We start from the raw sequence: 16,636 nt of genomic DNA, 5'->3' as shown, positions 1-16,636 counted from the left end.
CGCGTTCGAAGGGTGGACAACCCGGCTCCACTGCCATGCGGGAGCCGCCGATGACGTATCCGAACGTGACGCTGCACATCGCCGGGGTCTGGACCGATGGGTCCGCCTCCGAGACCCTGCCGGTGCTCAACCCCGCCACCGGGGAGACCCTCGGCACCCTGGCCGTCGCGACGCGCGACGATCTCGACCGGGCGCTCGCCGCCGCCGCGCGCGGCTTTACCGCCTGGCGCGGGGTCTCGGCCTTCGAGCGCTCGAAGGTGCTGCGCCGCGCGGCCGACCTCCTGCGGTCCCGTGTCGAGGACATCGCCCGCATCATGACCCTGGAGCAGGGCAAGCCCCTCGCCGAGGCGCGCGTCGAGATCCTGGCCGGAGCCGACGTCACCGACTGGTTCGCGGAGGAGGGCCGGCGCGCGTACGGGCGGATCGTTCCGGCGCGTGCCGACGGCGTGGTCCAGATGGTCCTGCGCGAGCCCGTCGGGCCCGTCGCCGCCTTCACGCCCTGGAATTTTCCCATCAATCAGGCCGTGCGCAAGGTCGCCGCCGCCCTCTGCGCCGGCTGCTCGGTGATCCTGAAGGGCCCCGAGGACACGCCCGCGAGCTGCGCCGCGATGATCCGGGCCTTCCTCGATGCCGGCGTGCCGGGGGACGTGCTCTCCCTGGTGTTCGGCGACCCGGCGAGCATCTCGGGCTACCTCATCCCGCATCCGGTCATCGCCAAGATGTCGTTCACGGGCTCGACCCCGGTGGGCAAGGAACTCGCGGCCCTGGCTGGGCGCCACATGAAGCGGGCGACGATGGAACTCGGCGGCCACGCCCCCGCGATCGTGTTCGAGGACGCGGATGTCGACGCGGCCGTGGCCGTGCTCGGCGCCAACAAGTTCCGCAATGCCGGGCAGGTCTGCGTCGCGCCGACCCGGATGCTCGTGCACGAGGCCGTCTACGACCGGTTCCGCGATGGCTTCGTGTCGTTCGCGGAAGGGCTGACGGTCGGGGACGGACTCGATCCCGCCACCCGGATGGGACCTCTGATCCATGCCCGCCGGCTGGAGGCGATGGAGACCCTGTGCGCCGACGCGGTGGCGCGGGGCGCGGACCTGCGCACCGGCGGCAAGCGCATCGGCAATCGCGGCAACTTCTTCGAGCCGACCGTCCTCTGCGACGTGCCCCAGAGCGCCCGGATCATGAACGAGGAGCCCTTCGGCCCGGTGGCGCTGATCCAGCGCTTCTCGGACGACGAGGCGGCCTATGCGGAGGCGAACCGGCTGCCCTACGGCCTCGCGGCCTACGCCTATACGCGCTCGGCCACGCGCGCCGCCCGGGTCGCCGCGCGGGTGGAGAGCGGCATGGTCGGCATCAACCATCACGGCCTCGCCTTCCCCGAGACGCCCTTCGGCGGCGTCAAGGAATCCGGTTACGGCAGCGAGGGCGGCTCGGAGGCGATCGAGGCGTATCTCACGACGAAGTTCGTCAGTCAGGCGAGCGCCGGGCCGTAGCGGCCGTCAGTAATGCGGTGGCGGAGGCTCCGGCGCGCCCGTGCCCGGGCGGTTGGCGGCCTCCTCCACCTCCTCGACGAGCTTGGCCACCGTTCGCGACAGGGCGTCGATCTGGCGCCACTGCGCCGTGATCGTGGCGTTGAGGTCGTCGATGGTGACGTCCTGCTCGGTCAGCCGCATCTCCAGGGCGTCGATGCGGGCGGCGAGGTCGTTCGGGTCTGTCATCGCCAAGTCTGTCATCGCAAGGTCTCCGGAGCGTGGTCCGGACGCTCCACGAGGGCGGGTCCGAGGGCGATGCGGCCGTCGAAGACGAAGCAGTCGCCGCGCCAGCGGTTCTCGGCATCCGGCACGGTCTCGAGGTAGCGCAGGATGCCGCCCGCGAGGTGGCGCACGTCGGAAAACCCCTTCGCGCGCATGTAGGCGCCCGCCTTCTCGCAGCGGATGCCGCCGGTGCAGAACATCGCGACCTTCGGGTGCGCGGCCGGATCCAGCGCATCGACGTAGTCGCGAAAGGCGCTGAACCGGGTGATGCCCGGATCGACGGCGCCCGGGAAGCTGCCGAGCGCCACCTCGAAGGCGTTGCGCGTGTCGATGAGGAGGAGGCCGGGCGTGTCGAGGAGGGCGTTCCAGTCCTCCGGCGCGACGGGCGAGCCGGCGCCGGAGGCCGCGTCGGTGGCTCCGTCGTCGAAGGTGACGATCTCGCGCTTCACCCGGATCTTGAGCTGCCGGAACGGCGGCGTCTCGGCCCGCGACAGCTTGCAGTCGATGTCCCGCAGGCGGTCGCCGAAGAGCGTCCCGGTGCGCAGGTCCGCCAGGAGGGCCTCGATCGCGTCGGGCGTGCCCGCCACCGTGCCGTTGATGCCCTCGCGGGCCAGCAGCAGCGTGCCGGTGATGCCGAGCCCTTCGCACAGGGCCCGCAAACCCGATTGCAGCGCCTCGGCGTCCGGCAGGGCGACGAACTTGTACAGGGCGGCGACGGTCAGCGGCATCGGGCAAATTGATCGGGGGGCGGGGGTGCTCAAGGTGTCGCCGCATCCACCTTGCGCAGCACGAAGGTGGTGCCGACTTCCGGGTCGCGGCGCCAGCGGCCATCCCCCGTGGGAACCAGGGTGACCACGTGCCCGCGCCGGGCGGTCAGCGTCATCCGTCCCTTGTCGAAGCGCCATGAGACGGGATCGAAGACCGACAGCCCGCTGTCCCGGCAATTGTCCAGGATGCGCACCGGCGCCGGAGGGGCGGTGTCCGTCAGCTCGATGCGGCAGACGTCCTGCTCGCGGTAGCGGTCGAGGGCGTAGATCCCGGGAGCCGGCGCGTCACGGGCCGGGCCGGGCTCCGTCCGGCCGGTGCCGATCCGCGCGTCCGGAGCGGCGCTGCCCGCGCCGGGACTCGTCGGGACCGCGTCGGTCGGCGGCATCATCGCGACGATCTGGAGCGGCACGAGGCTGAAGGTCTCCCCGGTGGCGCCCGGTGCCAGGAGGCTGCGGGCATCGGCCCGCCGCGTGAATTGCAGCACCGGCCGGACGTCCTTGTCGACGAGCCGGATGTTCCCGTCCGAGAACAGCCAGCCCGCCACGCCGTTGAGGATCGGGAGCGCCCGGCGGCATCCGGCGGGAAAGGACAGGCGCCGGCCCGAAGGCCCGCTCTCGCCCGACAGGGTCATGACGCAGCGGCGGGTGCTGCCATCCCGCGACAGGTCCCAGGTGCCGGGCACGCCGGCAATGTCGCGTGGCAGGCTCTCGATGAATGGCGCCTTGGCCGCGTCCGGCGCGGTGTCCGGGCCGGGATTCTGGCCGGGCTCCTGGCCGAGGGCGGACATCTGGAGCGCCAGGACGGCGCCGCCGGTCAGCAGCCCGAGACGGAGCCGCGTCATGCCCCTGCGGTCCACGGCGTCTCGGGCACCGGGGTGAGGGGGCCACGGCCGTCGAAGAACGCGACGAGGTTGTCGACCACGAGCTGACCCATCGCCGCGCGGGTCTGAACGGAGGCGGAGCCCACGTGGGGCAGCAGCACGACGTGGTCCATCGCGATCAATTCGGGCGGCACGTGCGGCTCGCGCGCGAACACGTCGAGCCCGGCGCCCAGGATGGCGCCGGATCGCAGCGCCTGGATCAGGGCGGCCTCGTCGATGACGCTGCCGCGCGCCACGTTGACCACGATGCCCTCGGGGCCGAGGGCCTCCAGGACCGCCGCATCCACGAGGCCGGTCGTCTCGGGGCCGCCCGGCGCCACCACGAGGAGCACGTCGGCGGCCTCGGCCAGCCCGAGCAGGGTCGGATGATAGGCGTAGGGCACGTCGGTCTGCGGCCGGCGCCCGTGATAGGCGATGGCGACACCGAACCCTTCGAGCCGGCGCGCGATGGCGCGCCCGATCCGGCCGAGGCCGAGGATGCCGACGGTCCGGCCCCGCAGGGTCGGGGTCAGCGGATACGTCTGGCGCGGCCAGTGGCCGCCGCGCAGGTAGCGATCGGCCTGCGGGATCTGCCGCACCGTCGCCAGGAGCAGGCCCAGGGCGAGGTCGGCCACCTCGTCCGTGAGGACGTCCGGCGTATGCGTCACGATGATGCCGCGCTCGGCGGCGGCCGCCGTGTCGATGGTGTCGTAGCCGACGCCGAGGCTCGCGATGACGGCGAGGTTCGGCAGGCGCTGGATCAGCGTCCGGTCGACGGGAGCCTGGGCGCCCGTCGCCAGGCCCCGGATGCGGGGCCCGACCTCGCGGAAGAACGCCTCGGCATCCGGCGCCGTGTCGAGGCGGTGGAGGGTGAAGCGCCGCTCGACCCCCGAAATCACGTCGGGATGCATCGCCTTGAGCATCAGGATGTCGACGGGCTGCATGGGGTCGAGGTCTCGCGAACGGAGCGGAAGCATCGGCACGACGGGGCGCGGACCGACCTCGGCAGCTTTAATCCGCGCACCCGACCCGGTCCAGAGAGGCGTGGCCAGAGAACCTTGGCCAGAAAACCTTGGCCAGAGAGGCGCGGGATAGGAGGGCCGCGCGCATGCGACGGGTTCCGGGCTGCCATCCGCCGCGCGCGACCGCGGCCCCACTTTCGCGAAGCGCCCTGGAACACTACTAAAGGGGGACCCGAACCCGTTTCCCGACTCCCGAAGCCAGAACAGCCACGCCATGACCGCGCCGCGCACCCTCTACGACAAGATCTGGGACGACCACGTCGTCGATGTCGAGCCGGACGGCTCCACCCTGCTCTACATCGACCGTCACCTCGTCCACGAGGTCACCAGCCCCCAGGCCTTCGAGGGCCTGCGCGTGGCCGGACGCCGGGTGCGCCACCCCGAGAAGACCCTCGCGGTGGTCGATCACAACGTCCAGACCTCGGATCGCCGCTTCGGCATCGAGGACCCCGAGAGCCGCATCCAGCTGGAGGCGCTCGCCGAGAACGTGCGCGACTTCGGGATCGAGTTCTACGACGCGCTGGATCGCCGCCAGGGCATCGTCCACGTGATCGGGCCGGAGCAGGGCTTCACCCTGCCGGGCCAGACCATCGTCTGCGGCGACAGCCACACCTCGACCCACGGCGCCTTCGGGGCGCTCGCCCACGGCATCGGCACCTCGGAGGTGGAGCACGTGCTCGCCACCCAGACGCTGCTGCAGAAGAAGGCGAAGAACATGCGCGTCAGCGTCGACGGCACCCTGCCGGCCGGCGTGACCGCCAAGGACATCATCCTGGCGATCATCGGCGAGATCGGCACCGCCGGCGGGACCGGCTACGTCATCGAATATGCCGGCTCGGCGATCCGCGCCCTCTCGATGGAGGGCCGCATGACGATCTGCAACATGTCGATCGAGGGCGGCGCCCGCGCCGGCCTGGTGGCGCCGGACGCCACCACCTACGCCTATGTCGAGGGCCGGCCGAAGGCGCCGGCCGGCGAGGCCTTCGCCCGCGCCAGGGCCTATTGGGAGAGCCTCGTCACCGACGAAGGGGCTTACTTCGATCGCGAGGTGCGCCTCGATGCGGCCAACCTGCCCCCGATCGTCAGCTGGGGCACCAGCCCCGAGGACGTCGTCTCGATCCTGGGGACCGTGCCGGATCCGTCCCGCATCCTCGACGAGAACAAGCGCCAGTCGAAGGAGAAGGCCCTCGACTACATGGGCCTGACCCCCGGCACGAAGATCACCGACATCACCCTCGACCGCGTCTTCATCGGCTCCTGCACCAACGGCCGCATCGAGGATCTGCGCGCCGTGGCCAAGATGGTGGAGGGCCGCAAGGTCCACGCGAACGTCTCCGCCATGGTGGTGCCGGGCTCCGGCCTCGTGAAGAGCCAGGCCGAGGCCGAGGGCATCGACCGGATCCTCAAGGCGGCCGGGTTCGACTGGCGCGAGCCGGGCTGCTCCATGTGCCTCGGCATGAACGCCGACCGCCTGAGCCCGAACGAGCGCTGCGCGTCGACCTCGAACCGCAACTTCGAGGGCCGTCAGGGCCATCGCGGCCGCACCCACCTCGTCTCGCCCGCCATGGCGGCGGCGGCGGCCGTGGCCGGCCGCTTCGTCGACATCCGCGAGTGGCGCAGCGAGGCCTGATCACAGAATCGCCGGGGCCGACCGAAAAATCCCGCACAATCCGGATTGACGGCCGACCCCACCCCGCCTAAACGAAACCCGCGTCGGCGCCGCGAAGCGGCCCCGGCGAGCCCAGGTGGCGGAATTGGTAGACGCGCTGGTTTCAGGTACCAGTCTTGCAAGAGGTGAAGGTTCGAGTCCTTTCCTGGGCACCAATGTTCTGAGAAGCGTCTACGCCTCAGAAACTTAAGCCGGATTAGGTGGTTGAGACAGGCAGACCGTGCCACAACGGTGTGCCACATGCTCATCAGGATCCCTCGTCCGATGAAGCGGTCAGACTCCTCTCTCCCGCAACTTAAGCAACGCATTCCCGCTGACGTTCAGCCCCTCGCGGTAGGCCGTACCCTTCCGGTGCCGCTCGACCCCGAGACCACGCACATCACCATCACCCCCCGTATGGCGATGCTGCGCTTCTCCCTGAAGACGCGCGATCCGAGTGAGGCGAAGGTTCGCCACGGAGTGGCCGCCGCCACCGTCGAGCGCTTCTACGCGACGGCTCCGTAACTCCCGCCCCGCCACAAGCAGGCCACGGCCCTCGCCGGAGACCTCTATCGGGCCTGGGCGGACGGCGACGGGGATCGCACCATCGCCGTCACCCATTGAGCTGGGCTTCGGCCGGTTCGTTGCACGGGCCAAGAGCGGTCACCTGTTCCTGAGGCCTGCGCTTGATGGTGACGTGCTAGGCCCGCTCCAGGGCTTGAAGAACCGGCTGGCGGAGTTCGCGCGGGAGGTGGTGCCTGACCCGAGGGTGGCTCCGAACCACGCTTGGCGCCACCGCTTCAAGACGGAGGGGATTGAGGCCGGCATGGGCGACCGGGTGCTTCATGCGATCCAAGGGCACGCCGCGCGAACAGCCGATGATGTCTACGGCGAGGTGACTGTGAAGGCGATGGCGGAGGCTGTGGATAAATTGCCGCGGATAAACATCGAAGTCTTTGGATCGGAAAAAGGCGTTGCGCAGAGGTAAATTACCACCTCTTTTCCTGAGGGCACGGCAGCCGTGGCCATTCGCCCAGACGGAGATATTGAGTGAAGCGCTTCGATCTCGTGCAGTACTTCGAACTCGCAGAAAGCCTATCTCGGGCGTCTGCGGTTTACAGCGCATCCACCGCAAAAGGATATGATCTGTTCTTCTCAGCATCAGATCTGCCGGAGAAGCTAAATCGTATGATCGCTGAAGACAATGGCTTACAAGCATCGAAGCACATTGCCTCAGAGCTGTCCGCGGCTGTCCGGGCTTTCATCAATACTCACTTGATGACAGACGTAAAATTCGATCCAACCAATTTAGATAGCGAATTCCCGAGCTGGAAATATATCAATGTGAGCAACTCGATTACGGCGCTAAGGACGGTGTATCTCGCCGAGTGTCGAGACATTGAGGTCTACTCGGTCGGACAAATTTCGATCTATAAACTTTCTCACTTGGTATCCTCTGCGTCCACTAGGATTGCTTCAGAGCTTCGGAAAGACGTGCCTCAAGAAGCATTAGATGAGTTCGATGAGGCAGGGCGATGCCTTGCATTCCAGCTCCCAACAGCCTGCGGCTTCCATGCGCTCCGCGGCCTTGAACTTATGATGGGAGCCTACTTGCGGAAGTTTGAGCCCGATGCCTCCCCGAAATCGTGGTTTGACTATATCAAAGCTTTTCAGAAGCTATCTGAGGGGACAAAAGGTGGCTTAAAGCCCTCGCCAAAAGTCGCTGCTATGCTCGATAGAATGCGTGTCTTGGATCGTAACCCTTTGATGCATCCTCAGGATAGGTTGGATACATCAGCGGCCGACATGCTATTTAATCTGGCTGCTATAACGGTTTCAGAGATGGCTCGGGATATCGGCACACGTGATGCACAAGCGGAGTTGCCGCTGGAGCCCGCGGACGAGGTCTTGGCGCTGCCGGTTGCTAAAGCGGCTGAATAAGCTTGGTGAGATAGAGAGCTGCAAGTGAGCCGACAGGCCGCAGCTCCAGGCCTCCATTGAGCGCTGCCGCAGGACAGGCGCCACGCTCCTCATCGCGAAGCTGGACCGATTGGCCCACCGCTTTCGCACAATGGCTCGCTGGATCGAGCCGCGAATCCGTGGTCGACAGCATGTGACACTTGACACGTCGTGTGACGTTACAGGGACGGGCCGCGACGCCCGATCTGCGCCGTTCGAGCGGTGAATCCGAGCCACCGGGTGCCGCGTTTCGTCGGGAATGATTTTTTATCTCTTTGAAAAAATTCAAGAAATCGTCGATGAGGGCTGCTGCCCGCCATCGCGCTGGCTCGACTGGCACACATTCTGCGCTAAGCAACTCCTGTAGATACTTCGCGTGTAATCGCGAAAGACTTTGAGGGGTGGTCGAAGGATAAATTTCAATCTGGCAAGTCGTATGACGGAGTGCTTCCTTGCGGATGTAGGACGTTGTCATGTGATTTGTGTAAAAATGATTTTTGCCAAACAAATATCGAGTTTTTCTACCTTAGGCTGGATCAAGAAATCCAAAGATCTAATCAGTAAAATCACCACCTGACGCCACAGGTGTTGCTTTTTATTCGCGACTACGTCCGGCGCGATAGTTAAAAAACTATGTGTCGGTCGTGGTTTGTCGGTTCGCTGTCGTAGAAGCTCACATGCGGCTTCTGCTTGTCAAAAATCAAAAAAGTACGGAGGGCTCAGTGACAAAGAGAACATTCGCTGTGTGCGGTACGCAGACCGGATTCGACGGTCTCGATCGAGCGCGGTCGAGACGTCGCGACCGGGGCGCTCATGGCCTCGCCGCTTGGGCGAGCATGGCCGTCGCCCTCACGGCCGCGCCGTTCGGCTCCTTCGCGCTGGCGCAGACGGCCCCGTCGCAGATCGGAAAAGCGGTTGCCACCCTCGACGAGAACTTCATTCGTGCCAACGCCAAGACATCGAAGGACTGGCCTGCTGTCGGCCAGGATCTCGGCGAGACGCGCTTCAGCAAGCTCGATCAGATCAATACCACCAGCATCAAGAAGCTCGGCCTCGCCTGGTCCTATGATCTGGAATCCACCAGGGGCGTCGAGGCCACGCCGCTCGTCGTCGATGGCGTCATGTACGTTTCCGCCTCTTGGAGCATCGTCCATGCGATCGACGCCCGTACGGGCAAGCGGCTCTGGACCTTCGATCCCGAGGTTCCTCGCGACATCGGTTACAAGGGCTGCTGCGACGTCGTGAACCGCGGCGTGGCGCTCTACAAGGGCAAGCTCTTCGTCGGCGCCTTCGACGGCCGGCTGATCGCGCTCGATGCCGCGACGGGCAGGAAGCTCTGGGAAACCGATACGATCATCGACCACAGCCATTCCTACACGAGCACGGGCGCGCCGCGCGTGGTCAACGGCAAGGTCGTCATCGGCAACGGCGGCGCCGAATACGGTGTGCGCGGCTACGTGACGGCCTACGACGCCGAGACCGGCAACCAGGCCTGGCGCTGGTTCGTCGTGCCGGGCGATCCGTCGAAGCCTTTCGAAGATGCGTCGATGGAAGCGGCCGCCAAGACCTGGGATCCGGCTGGCAAGTACTGGGTGAATGGCGGCGGCGGTTCCGCGTGGGATACCATCACCTACGATCCGGATCTCAAGACGGTCTATATCGGTACCGGCAACGGCTCGCCGTGGAACCAGAACGTGCGCAGCCCGGCCGGCGGCGACAACCTCTATCTCGGTTCCGTTGTCGCGCTCGATGCCGATACCGGCCAGTACAAATGGCATTACCAAGAGACGCCCGGCGACAACTGGGATTACACGTCGACCCAGCCGATGATCCTCACCGACATCAAAATCGACGGCGCAATGCGCAAGGTGATCCTTCACGCTCCCAAGAACGGATTCTTCTTCGTCATCGATCGGACCAATGGAAAGCTCATCTCGGCGAAGAACTTCGTCGATGTGAACTGGGCGACCGGCTACGACGCCAACGGCAGGCCGATCGAGATCCCCGGAGCGCGCTCGGTGACCAAGCCCGTCGACGCGGTACCGGGGCCTTACGGGGCCCATAGCTGGCATCCGATGTCGTACAATCCGATGACCGGACTGGTCTATCTACCGGCCCAGCACGTTCCGCTGAACCTGATGAACCAGCCGACCTGGTATCAGAACGATCGCAAGCCCGGCGAGTTCGGCACCAATACCGGCTGGAACATCGGCTTCTCGCTCAACGTGGTCCCCCCGAAGAGCCAGCCGTTCGGCCGGCTGATCGCCTGGGATCCCGTGGCCCAGAAGGAGGTCTGGCATCAGGAGCATGTTTCGCCCTGGAACGGCGGGACGCTGACGACGGCGGGAAACCTGGTGTTCCAGGGAACGGCCGATGCGCGTTTCGTCGCCTACAACGCGACGACGGGCGAGAAGCTCTGGGAGTCGCCGACGGGCACCGGCGTCATGGCTGCGGCGTCGACCTACATGCTCGACGGCGTGCAATACGTTTCCGTGGCGGTCGGCTGGGGCGGAGCCTACGGCATCAGCTCGCGGGTCGCCGACCGCAACGCGCAGGGAACCGTCTACACCTTCGCGATCGACGGAAAGGCGAAGCTGCCCGCTTTCGCCGAGTATCGCATGGAGAGTCTGCTCTCCGGCGTGAAGTACGACCCGGCCGAGGTCGAGCCCGGCAGACAGATCTACTTCTCGAGCTGCCTGGCCTGTCATGGCGTTCCAGGACTGGGCAAGGGCGGAAACGTGCCGAACCTCGGCTTCATTGGTTCCCATAACATCGAGAACCTGAAGAGCATCATCTACGACGGTCCGTACAAGCAACTCGGGATGCCGGACTTCACGGGCAAGATCGCCGAATCCGACGTCTCCAAGCTGATCGCGTACATCCAGGGCACGGCCGACAGCGTTCGGCCGAAGAAGTAGCCCCGCGCCGGGGCGGAGCCCGCCGGCTCCGCCCCGATGGCCCAGCGGATCTTCTCGACGCGCACGGAAAGCAGACATCTGCAGCAAAACAAAAATAACAAAACCATCAGGGGTCAACACAATGAGACATCTATACAAGGCCGTCTTTGCGGCAACGCTCTCGGCCTGCGCCGTCTCGGCCCACGCCGCCTCGGTATCGCAACCCGGCGAAACCGTCGGCATCGCCGCCGGCGCGCCGGCTCCGGACGGTGTGTACTTCATCGACACCTTCAATTTCGGCAGACGCAGCGCAACAGGCGGGGCCACCGACGTCGGCGTCAACATTCCGGTCCTGTTCTGGGCGACCCCCGCGCGTCTGTTCGGCGCCCATGTCGGCCTGCTCGTGGCCATACCGGAACTCTGGGTGTCGCCGACGGGCGGTCGGACCCAGAGCGGCTTCACGGATCCCTGGCTCGCCAGCGTGTTCGCCTGGGATATCGGCAACGGTCTTGGCTTCAGCTACATGCCGGCCGTCTATATCCCGTCGGGAACGAACCTCGACCGACAGACGACGACCTTCAATCAGCGTTTCGGCCTCAGCTACACGGCCAACGGCTACAATCTGACCGCCAACCTGCTGCACGGCATCATCGCCGGCCCTCAATTCGCGAACGGAACCCATTATACCGACTATCTGAACCTCGATCTGACGGCGACCAAGAAGTTCGGCAAGTGGGAGTTCGGTCCTGTCGCATACGCGTCGACCGACCTGCCGACGAACTTCGCCGGGTACAAGTCGCAGCGCCAGATCGCCGTGGGCGGCCTGGTCGGATACGCCTTCGACAAGTTCACGCTCCAGGCCTACGTGACGCGGGACGTGGCCCAGCAGAATTACGGCGGCGCCGACACGCGCGGCTGGATGCGCATCATCGCCCCGCTCTACTCGGACGCCCCGGCGGTCGCCCCGGCCCCGTTGCTCACCAAGCGCTGACGACAGAGGCTTTGGCCTCACCCGGGATCGGCGCGGCCCCGCCCACGCCCTCGGAAGGGCCTCGGGCTCCAATCGCATCACGGAAGCCGGTCGCACGATCCGGGGATTCGTTCGCGGGACCCTCGCCGTGGCCGATGGGTCTCGGACAGCGGCGTCGCCATGGCTCCGGGCCGGACGCCGGCCCGATCGACGGCAAACCAGAACCAATCGACAGGGAGAGATCATGACCCAGACGAAGACGCCGGCTGCGCCCGGCGACAGGAAAGACCTGTCCGGCAGGCCGTTCAGGCAGCTGATCGATGGCCAGCTCGTTGCGGGCGCATCGGAAGTCCCGGTCGTGGACCCCGCGACCGAGGAGATCATCGCCAAGGCGCCCGTCGCCGACAGGAACCAACTGGAACAGGCCGTGGCCGCCGCCAAATCCGCCTTCCAGACGTGGCGGAACGTCGGGCACGAGCGGCGTGTCGAAGCGATCCGGAAGATCGCCGACGCGGTCGCGGCAAGACGCGAGGAGATCGCGCGCGCCACGACGCTCGAGGTCGGCAAACCCATCACGGCCGCGCGGATGGACGTCGACCTGGCTCTGCTCTGGGCGCGCCAGGTCGCGGAGGTCTCGCTGGAGCCCGAGATCCTGCAGGATGACGAGCAGGCCTACATCACCATGCACCGGCGGCCGATCGGAGTGGTGGCCGCGATCATTCCCTGGAACTTCCCGTTCTTTCAGACCGTGTACAAGGTCATTCCGGCCATCCTGACCGGCAATACGGTCGTCGTGAAGCCCTCGCCGACGACGCCGCTCAACGCCATGATCCTCGGCGAGATCCTCCAGGATGTCCTGCCCGCCGGCGTGGTGAACATCATCGGCGATAACGGCCATATCGGGCCGCTGCTGGCCGAACATCCGGATATCGGCAAGGTGTCGTTCACCGGCTCCACGGTGGCCGGGCGCAAGGTGATGGCGAGCGCTGCGCCCACGTTGAAGCGCGTCGTGCTGGAACTCGGCGGCAACGATGCGGCCATCGTGCTCGAAGACGCGGACGTCGCGAAGGCGGCGCGCGACATCTTCACCTGGGCTTTCATGAATTCGGGCCAAGTTTGCATCAACATCAAGCGGATCTTCGTTCACGAATCCATCTACGACGCGTTCTGCGATGCGTTCGCCGGGCTTGCCGATGCGGCCGTGGTCGGCCACGGCCTCGACGAGACGACGCAGTACGGGCCGGTCCAGAACCGGCGCCAATACGAAACAGCACTGCGCTGTCTTGAAATCGCCCAGCGCGACGGCAAGGTGATCGCCGGCGGCGCCCGGCAAGATGGCAAGGGCTACTTCGTGCGGCCGACGGTCGTGCGCGATATCCCGGATACGAGCGATCTCGTCCGAGAAGAAACCTTCGGTCCGATCCGCCCGATCATGAAGTATTCCAGCATCGATGACGTAGTGCGACGTGTGAACGACACGGATTATGGTCTGGGCGGCTCCGTCTGGGGCCGCGACATCGATCTGGCTGCCAAGGTCGCCGCGCGGATCGACAGCGGGACGACGTGGGTGAACTCTCACTTCGCGCTCTCACCGGGCGTTCCCTTCGGCGGACGCAAGCAATCCGGCCTCGGCACGGAGTTCGGGCTGGACGGCATTCACGAATACACGGACCGCCACGTCATCAACGTGTCCCGCGCGTAGGACCCTGTCCGACAGGGCGGATGCGAGGCTCTCACGAGGCTCGCTCCGTCCGCGGGCGGCTGGACTGCTCAGGCCGGTCGTTGCCAAGCGGCATCCGCTCGAGACGAAGCGGATCGGCCGAGTAGCGCTGCGCTTGCCGATGCTTTGATGCCACCGCCCGCCGAACGTCTCGGTATGGCGATGGAGGCCGCCGAATAATGCCGATCGCGGGCGGTGCGGCGGCTCGTTTTGAAGCGTGACCGTCGAGGGGTTACATTGGGTCGGGCTGTCCAGTCGGGTCGCGGTTCGTGACAGCGGGAGCGGCGGGTGTTAGCGAATCCAAGGCAGATCGTGCCGTCGCGTCATACGCGAACGATCATGGAGACCGTGACGGGGGGAGGGGGCGCTCTCGCGTCGCCGCTGTCGACCTTCGTCGTCTCGTCGTGGCGGCGTTGCCTCAACGACTACAAGCTCGACCTGTCGAGCAACCGGCGGATGGAGTTCGTCTCGCCGCAAGAGCTCAAATCCGCGGCCGATGGGCTCGACCTGCTGCAGCATGTGGCAAGACCCGAGATCGCGTCGCTGCTGTCCGCCCTGTCCGTCGCGAATTACTCCGTCGTCCTGTCCGACGCCAATGGCGTCCTCCTGGATGTCAGCGCCGCCGATGCGATCGATTCGGGCGTTCGACGCGCGGGCGTGTCGCCGGGAGCCATGTGGCAGGAGGCGATGGCCGGCACCAACGGCGTCGGCACCGCCATCGCGGCGAAGGCGGCCGTCACCATTCACCGCGAGGAGCATTACTTCTCCGGCTATGCTGGTCTGACCTGCACGGCCGCGCCGATCCTCGACTGGAAGGGCGAGACCATGGCGGCGATCGACGCTTCGGCACTCATCGATCTGCCGGAGGATTTCCGGTCTTACGTCTTGGAGGCGGTGAAGCGCGCGGCGCGCCGCATCGAGCAGAAATTCTTCATCGCTTGCCATCGCCAGCGCCCGATCATGCGGATCAAGCGCAGATTGGGGGAAGCGGACGACGACGGCCTTTTGATCGCGCTCGCCGACGACGGCACGGCATTGGAGATCCTTCGCGCCGCGTCGGACGATCTGCACGACTTTGCCAACCGAAAGGCCATCGGCCTGCCGATTGGCGACATCATGGACGTCGTCTGGCAGGATGCGGCGCCGGACAGATCGGATGCGCGCGTCTCTGAACGGATCGGCATCGCGCGGATGAAGGGCGTTGCCGGTCCCTGGTTCGCCAGCCTGCGCGAACCGATGGGGCGACCGGTCCAATCGAGGAGCCCGGATGCTCCCAGGAGTGCGCGGCCCACCGGCCAGGATGCCGGCTCCTTGACGCTCGAAACGCTGGCTGGCGGCGACACCAGCCTCAAATCCCAGCTCAAGAACCTGCATCGACTGGTCGACCGCCGCCTGCCGGTCCTGCTGCATGGCGAAACCGGGACGGGTAAGGAGGAGTTCGCCCGCGCCATTCATGGCGCCTGTGCGCTCGGGGGCGGCCCCTTCGTCGCGATCGACTGTTCCTCGATCCCGGAGAGTCTGATCGAGAGCGAATTGTTTGGATACGAGACCGGGACTTTCACGGGCGGCCGTCGAGAAGGCCGCCGGGGTCGGATCGCGCAGGCCAACGGTGGAACGTTGTTCCTTGACGAGATCGGGGACATGCCGCTTGCCCTGCAGACGCGACTGCTCCGTGTGCTCGCCCAGCGCGAGGTCGTGCCGTTGGGAGGCGGAAAGCCGGTCAAGCTCGATTTCAACTTGGTCTGCGCGAGCCACCAGAATTTCGAGACCCTGATCGCTGCGGGTCGTTTCCGGCAGGATCTCTACTTTCGCATCGCGGGCGTTCGTATCGAGATTCCGGCCCTGCGTCATCGCGACGACAAGGAACGGGTCATCGCCCTCGCGCTGTCGATCGAGGCGGAGGATGCGAAACTGTCGGCGGTTCCGGCGATATCGGGCTCGGCTCTCGATGTGCTTCTCGCCTACCGTTGGACCGGAAACATTCGCGAACTGCGCATGGCGCTGCGGTTCGCACTCGCGCACATGGACGGCGACGAGATCGAACCGGACGACCTGCCGGACTGGCTTCCGCGATCGATCGAAGACCGTTTCGTGGAAGCCAAAGCGGAGGGAGTTCCGCCGTCATCCGTGGAGCTCGAAGCGGTGCTTGCGCAGACCGACTGGTGCGTCAGCGATGCAGCCGCCGCGCTTCGGGTTAGCCGACAGACGCTCTACCGGTGGATGAAGCTGCATGCGCTTCACCGTCCGCCGAAAGTATCCAAAGGCCTGCCCGTCTCGTGACCGCCCGCTATGTGGTCGTGACGGGCGGGGGCGCCGAACTTTCAAGCGGTGGTGAATTTCGAAGTGCCTGCCATAGCCCGCACCGCGTGGCGGAGGACGATGCAGGCCCCAGAGGGGCGGGCGCTCTCGCGCGAAGACGGAATTCCGGGGTCGCCAGGATGATCATCGCCGCACTGGCGCCCGTTCGGATTCGATCACTCTCATCCGTGATGCTGGTGATCGCCCTCGGCTCAGCCTCCGGCGCCGCTCCGGCGGATCGCGGTCGCGCGGCCTTCATCGAGGCTCATCGCTGCGCCGTCGTCGAGCGGCTGCGCAGCATCCACCTGCGCGGCCCGCGCTCGACCTCCAGGGATCGTTTCATCGCCGTGCGCATCACGGCTGCGGAGCAGAGCTACGTGCAGTGCATCTTCTTCGATGAGGACACGAAGATGCACTGCGAAGCCGCCTCCGGCGCTTATGGGCCGAGGACGGAGGCCCTTCGCCTCGAGCGATCGCCGTCCTCGATCCCAGCCCTGCATCGCCTGGGATTCACGCAAGGCGATCCGAACGGCAACTATGCACGCGAGATCGCTCTCGGCACGCCACCCGCCCTCGATGTCGCGGCCGATCTCATGCTCGGCGCGCTCCATGACGCCTACGGCGCACGGCTCGACACGCGTCTCGAATTTACCGCGCCGAGGGCGGCTCTTCCCCGGCATGCCTGCCCCGGGCCGGTCAGCTGAGACCGACCCGGAATGCCCGGCCCGACAGTCTCGTTGA

14 protein-coding genes and 1 tRNA gene are annotated in these 16,636 nt (G+C 66.2%); 11 read left to right on the top strand and 4 right to left on the bottom strand.

From position 1 onward, the window contains the following. The first annotated feature begins 50 nt into the window (after nt 1-50). Entirely contained in the window at nt 51-1,493 is a 1,443-nt protein-coding gene (locus MKK54_RS07110; RefSeq protein ID WP_244010083.1) for an NAD-dependent succinate-semialdehyde dehydrogenase, read from the top strand. A gap of 6 nt (nt 1,494-1,499) precedes the next feature. Here the strand turns inward: MKK54_RS07110 and MKK54_RS07105 are convergent, their stop codons facing one another. From MKK54_RS07105 to MKK54_RS07090, 4 genes are read right to left on the bottom strand one after another with little or no spacing between them, the layout of a single operon-like run. Then, nucleotides 1,500-1,733: a SlyX family protein gene (locus tag MKK54_RS07105; RefSeq protein ID WP_244010082.1), complete on the bottom strand. Its 234-nt coding sequence runs from the start codon at nt 1,731-1,733 to the stop codon at nt 1,500-1,502. Continuing rightward, nucleotides 1,730-2,482 carry a rhodanese-related sulfurtransferase gene (locus tag MKK54_RS07100; protein ID WP_244010081.1) on the bottom strand — a complete coding sequence of 251 codons (753 nt, stop codon included), beginning with the start codon at nt 2,480-2,482 and terminating at the stop codon, nt 1,730-1,732. The genes MKK54_RS07105 and MKK54_RS07100 overlap by 4 nt, the downstream gene beginning before the upstream one ends. 29 nt (nt 2,483-2,511) lie before the next feature. Further along, nucleotides 2,512-3,363 carry an AprI/Inh family metalloprotease inhibitor gene (locus MKK54_RS07095; protein ID WP_244010080.1) on the bottom strand — a complete coding sequence of 284 codons (852 nt, stop codon included), beginning with the start codon at nt 3,361-3,363 and terminating at the stop codon, nt 2,512-2,514. After that, a complete protein-coding gene (locus MKK54_RS07090) occupies nt 3,360-4,325 on the bottom strand; it encodes a 2-hydroxyacid dehydrogenase (RefSeq protein WP_244010079.1) in 966 nt (321 codons plus the stop codon). Before MKK54_RS07090 ends, MKK54_RS07095 begins: the two co-directional genes overlap by 4 nt. 292 nt (nt 4,326-4,617) lie before the next feature. On the opposite strand from MKK54_RS07090, the gene leuC reads away from it, so the two are divergent. The 10 genes from leuC to MKK54_RS07040 all read left to right on the top strand — a co-directional run bounded on the left by leuC (nt 4,618) and on the right by MKK54_RS07040 (nt 16,599). After that, nucleotides 4,618-6,033 (top strand): 3-isopropylmalate dehydratase large subunit, encoded by a 1,416-nt coding sequence (gene leuC, locus MKK54_RS07085; RefSeq protein WP_244010078.1) that lies wholly within the window; start codon nt 4,618-4,620, stop codon nt 6,031-6,033. Nucleotides 6,034-6,142: 109 nt separating this feature from the next. After that, nucleotides 6,143-6,227: transfer RNA gene (locus MKK54_RS07080), tRNA-Leu, on the top strand. Nucleotides 6,228-6,336: 109 nt separating this feature from the next. Next, the gene (locus tag MKK54_RS07075; protein ID WP_244010077.1) at nt 6,337-6,576 is read left to right on the top strand and encodes a DUF6538 domain-containing protein; all 240 of its coding nucleotides are present in this window, start codon (nt 6,337-6,339) and stop codon (nt 6,574-6,576) included. A gap of 193 nt (nt 6,577-6,769) precedes the next feature. Continuing rightward, the gene (locus MKK54_RS07070; protein ID WP_244010076.1) at nt 6,770-7,039 is read left to right on the top strand and encodes a hypothetical protein; all 270 of its coding nucleotides are present in this window, start codon (nt 6,770-6,772) and stop codon (nt 7,037-7,039) included. Between the two features lie 62 nt (nt 7,040-7,101). Then, the gene (locus tag MKK54_RS07065; protein ID WP_244010075.1) at nt 7,102-7,992 is read left to right on the top strand and encodes a hypothetical protein; all 891 of its coding nucleotides are present in this window, start codon (nt 7,102-7,104) and stop codon (nt 7,990-7,992) included. Nucleotides 7,993-8,846: 854 nt separating this feature from the next. Beyond that, nucleotides 8,847-10,928: a PQQ-dependent dehydrogenase, methanol/ethanol family gene (locus MKK54_RS07060; RefSeq protein ID WP_244010074.1), complete on the top strand. Its 2,082-nt coding sequence runs from the start codon at nt 8,847-8,849 to the stop codon at nt 10,926-10,928. A 121-nt stretch (nt 10,929-11,049) separates the two neighbouring features. Further along, nucleotides 11,050-11,898 (top strand): transporter, encoded by an 849-nt coding sequence (locus MKK54_RS07055; protein WP_244010073.1) that lies wholly within the window; start codon nt 11,050-11,052, stop codon nt 11,896-11,898. Between the two features lie 223 nt (nt 11,899-12,121). Continuing rightward, nucleotides 12,122-13,579: an aldehyde dehydrogenase family protein gene (locus MKK54_RS07050; protein WP_244010072.1), complete on the top strand. Its 1,458-nt coding sequence runs from the start codon at nt 12,122-12,124 to the stop codon at nt 13,577-13,579. A 357-nt stretch (nt 13,580-13,936) separates the two neighbouring features. Next, on the top strand, nt 13,937-15,877 hold the full coding sequence (locus MKK54_RS07045) for a sigma-54-dependent Fis family transcriptional regulator (RefSeq protein ID WP_244010071.1): 1,941 nt from the start codon (nt 13,937-13,939) through the stop codon (nt 15,875-15,877). Next, nucleotides 15,874-16,599, top strand: coding sequence for a TY-Chap domain-containing protein (locus MKK54_RS07040; protein WP_244010070.1), 726 nt, complete (start codon nt 15,874-15,876; stop codon nt 16,597-16,599). The genes MKK54_RS07045 and MKK54_RS07040 overlap by 4 nt, the downstream gene beginning before the upstream one ends. Nucleotides 16,600-16,636: the final 37 nt, after the last annotated feature.

The sequence above is a fragment of the Methylobacterium sp. J-068 genome (genome assembly GCF_022829445.1).
GTDB lineage: Bacteria > Pseudomonadota > Alphaproteobacteria > Rhizobiales > Beijerinckiaceae > Methylobacterium.
This window is presented reverse-complemented; position numbering and strand designations above follow the sequence as displayed.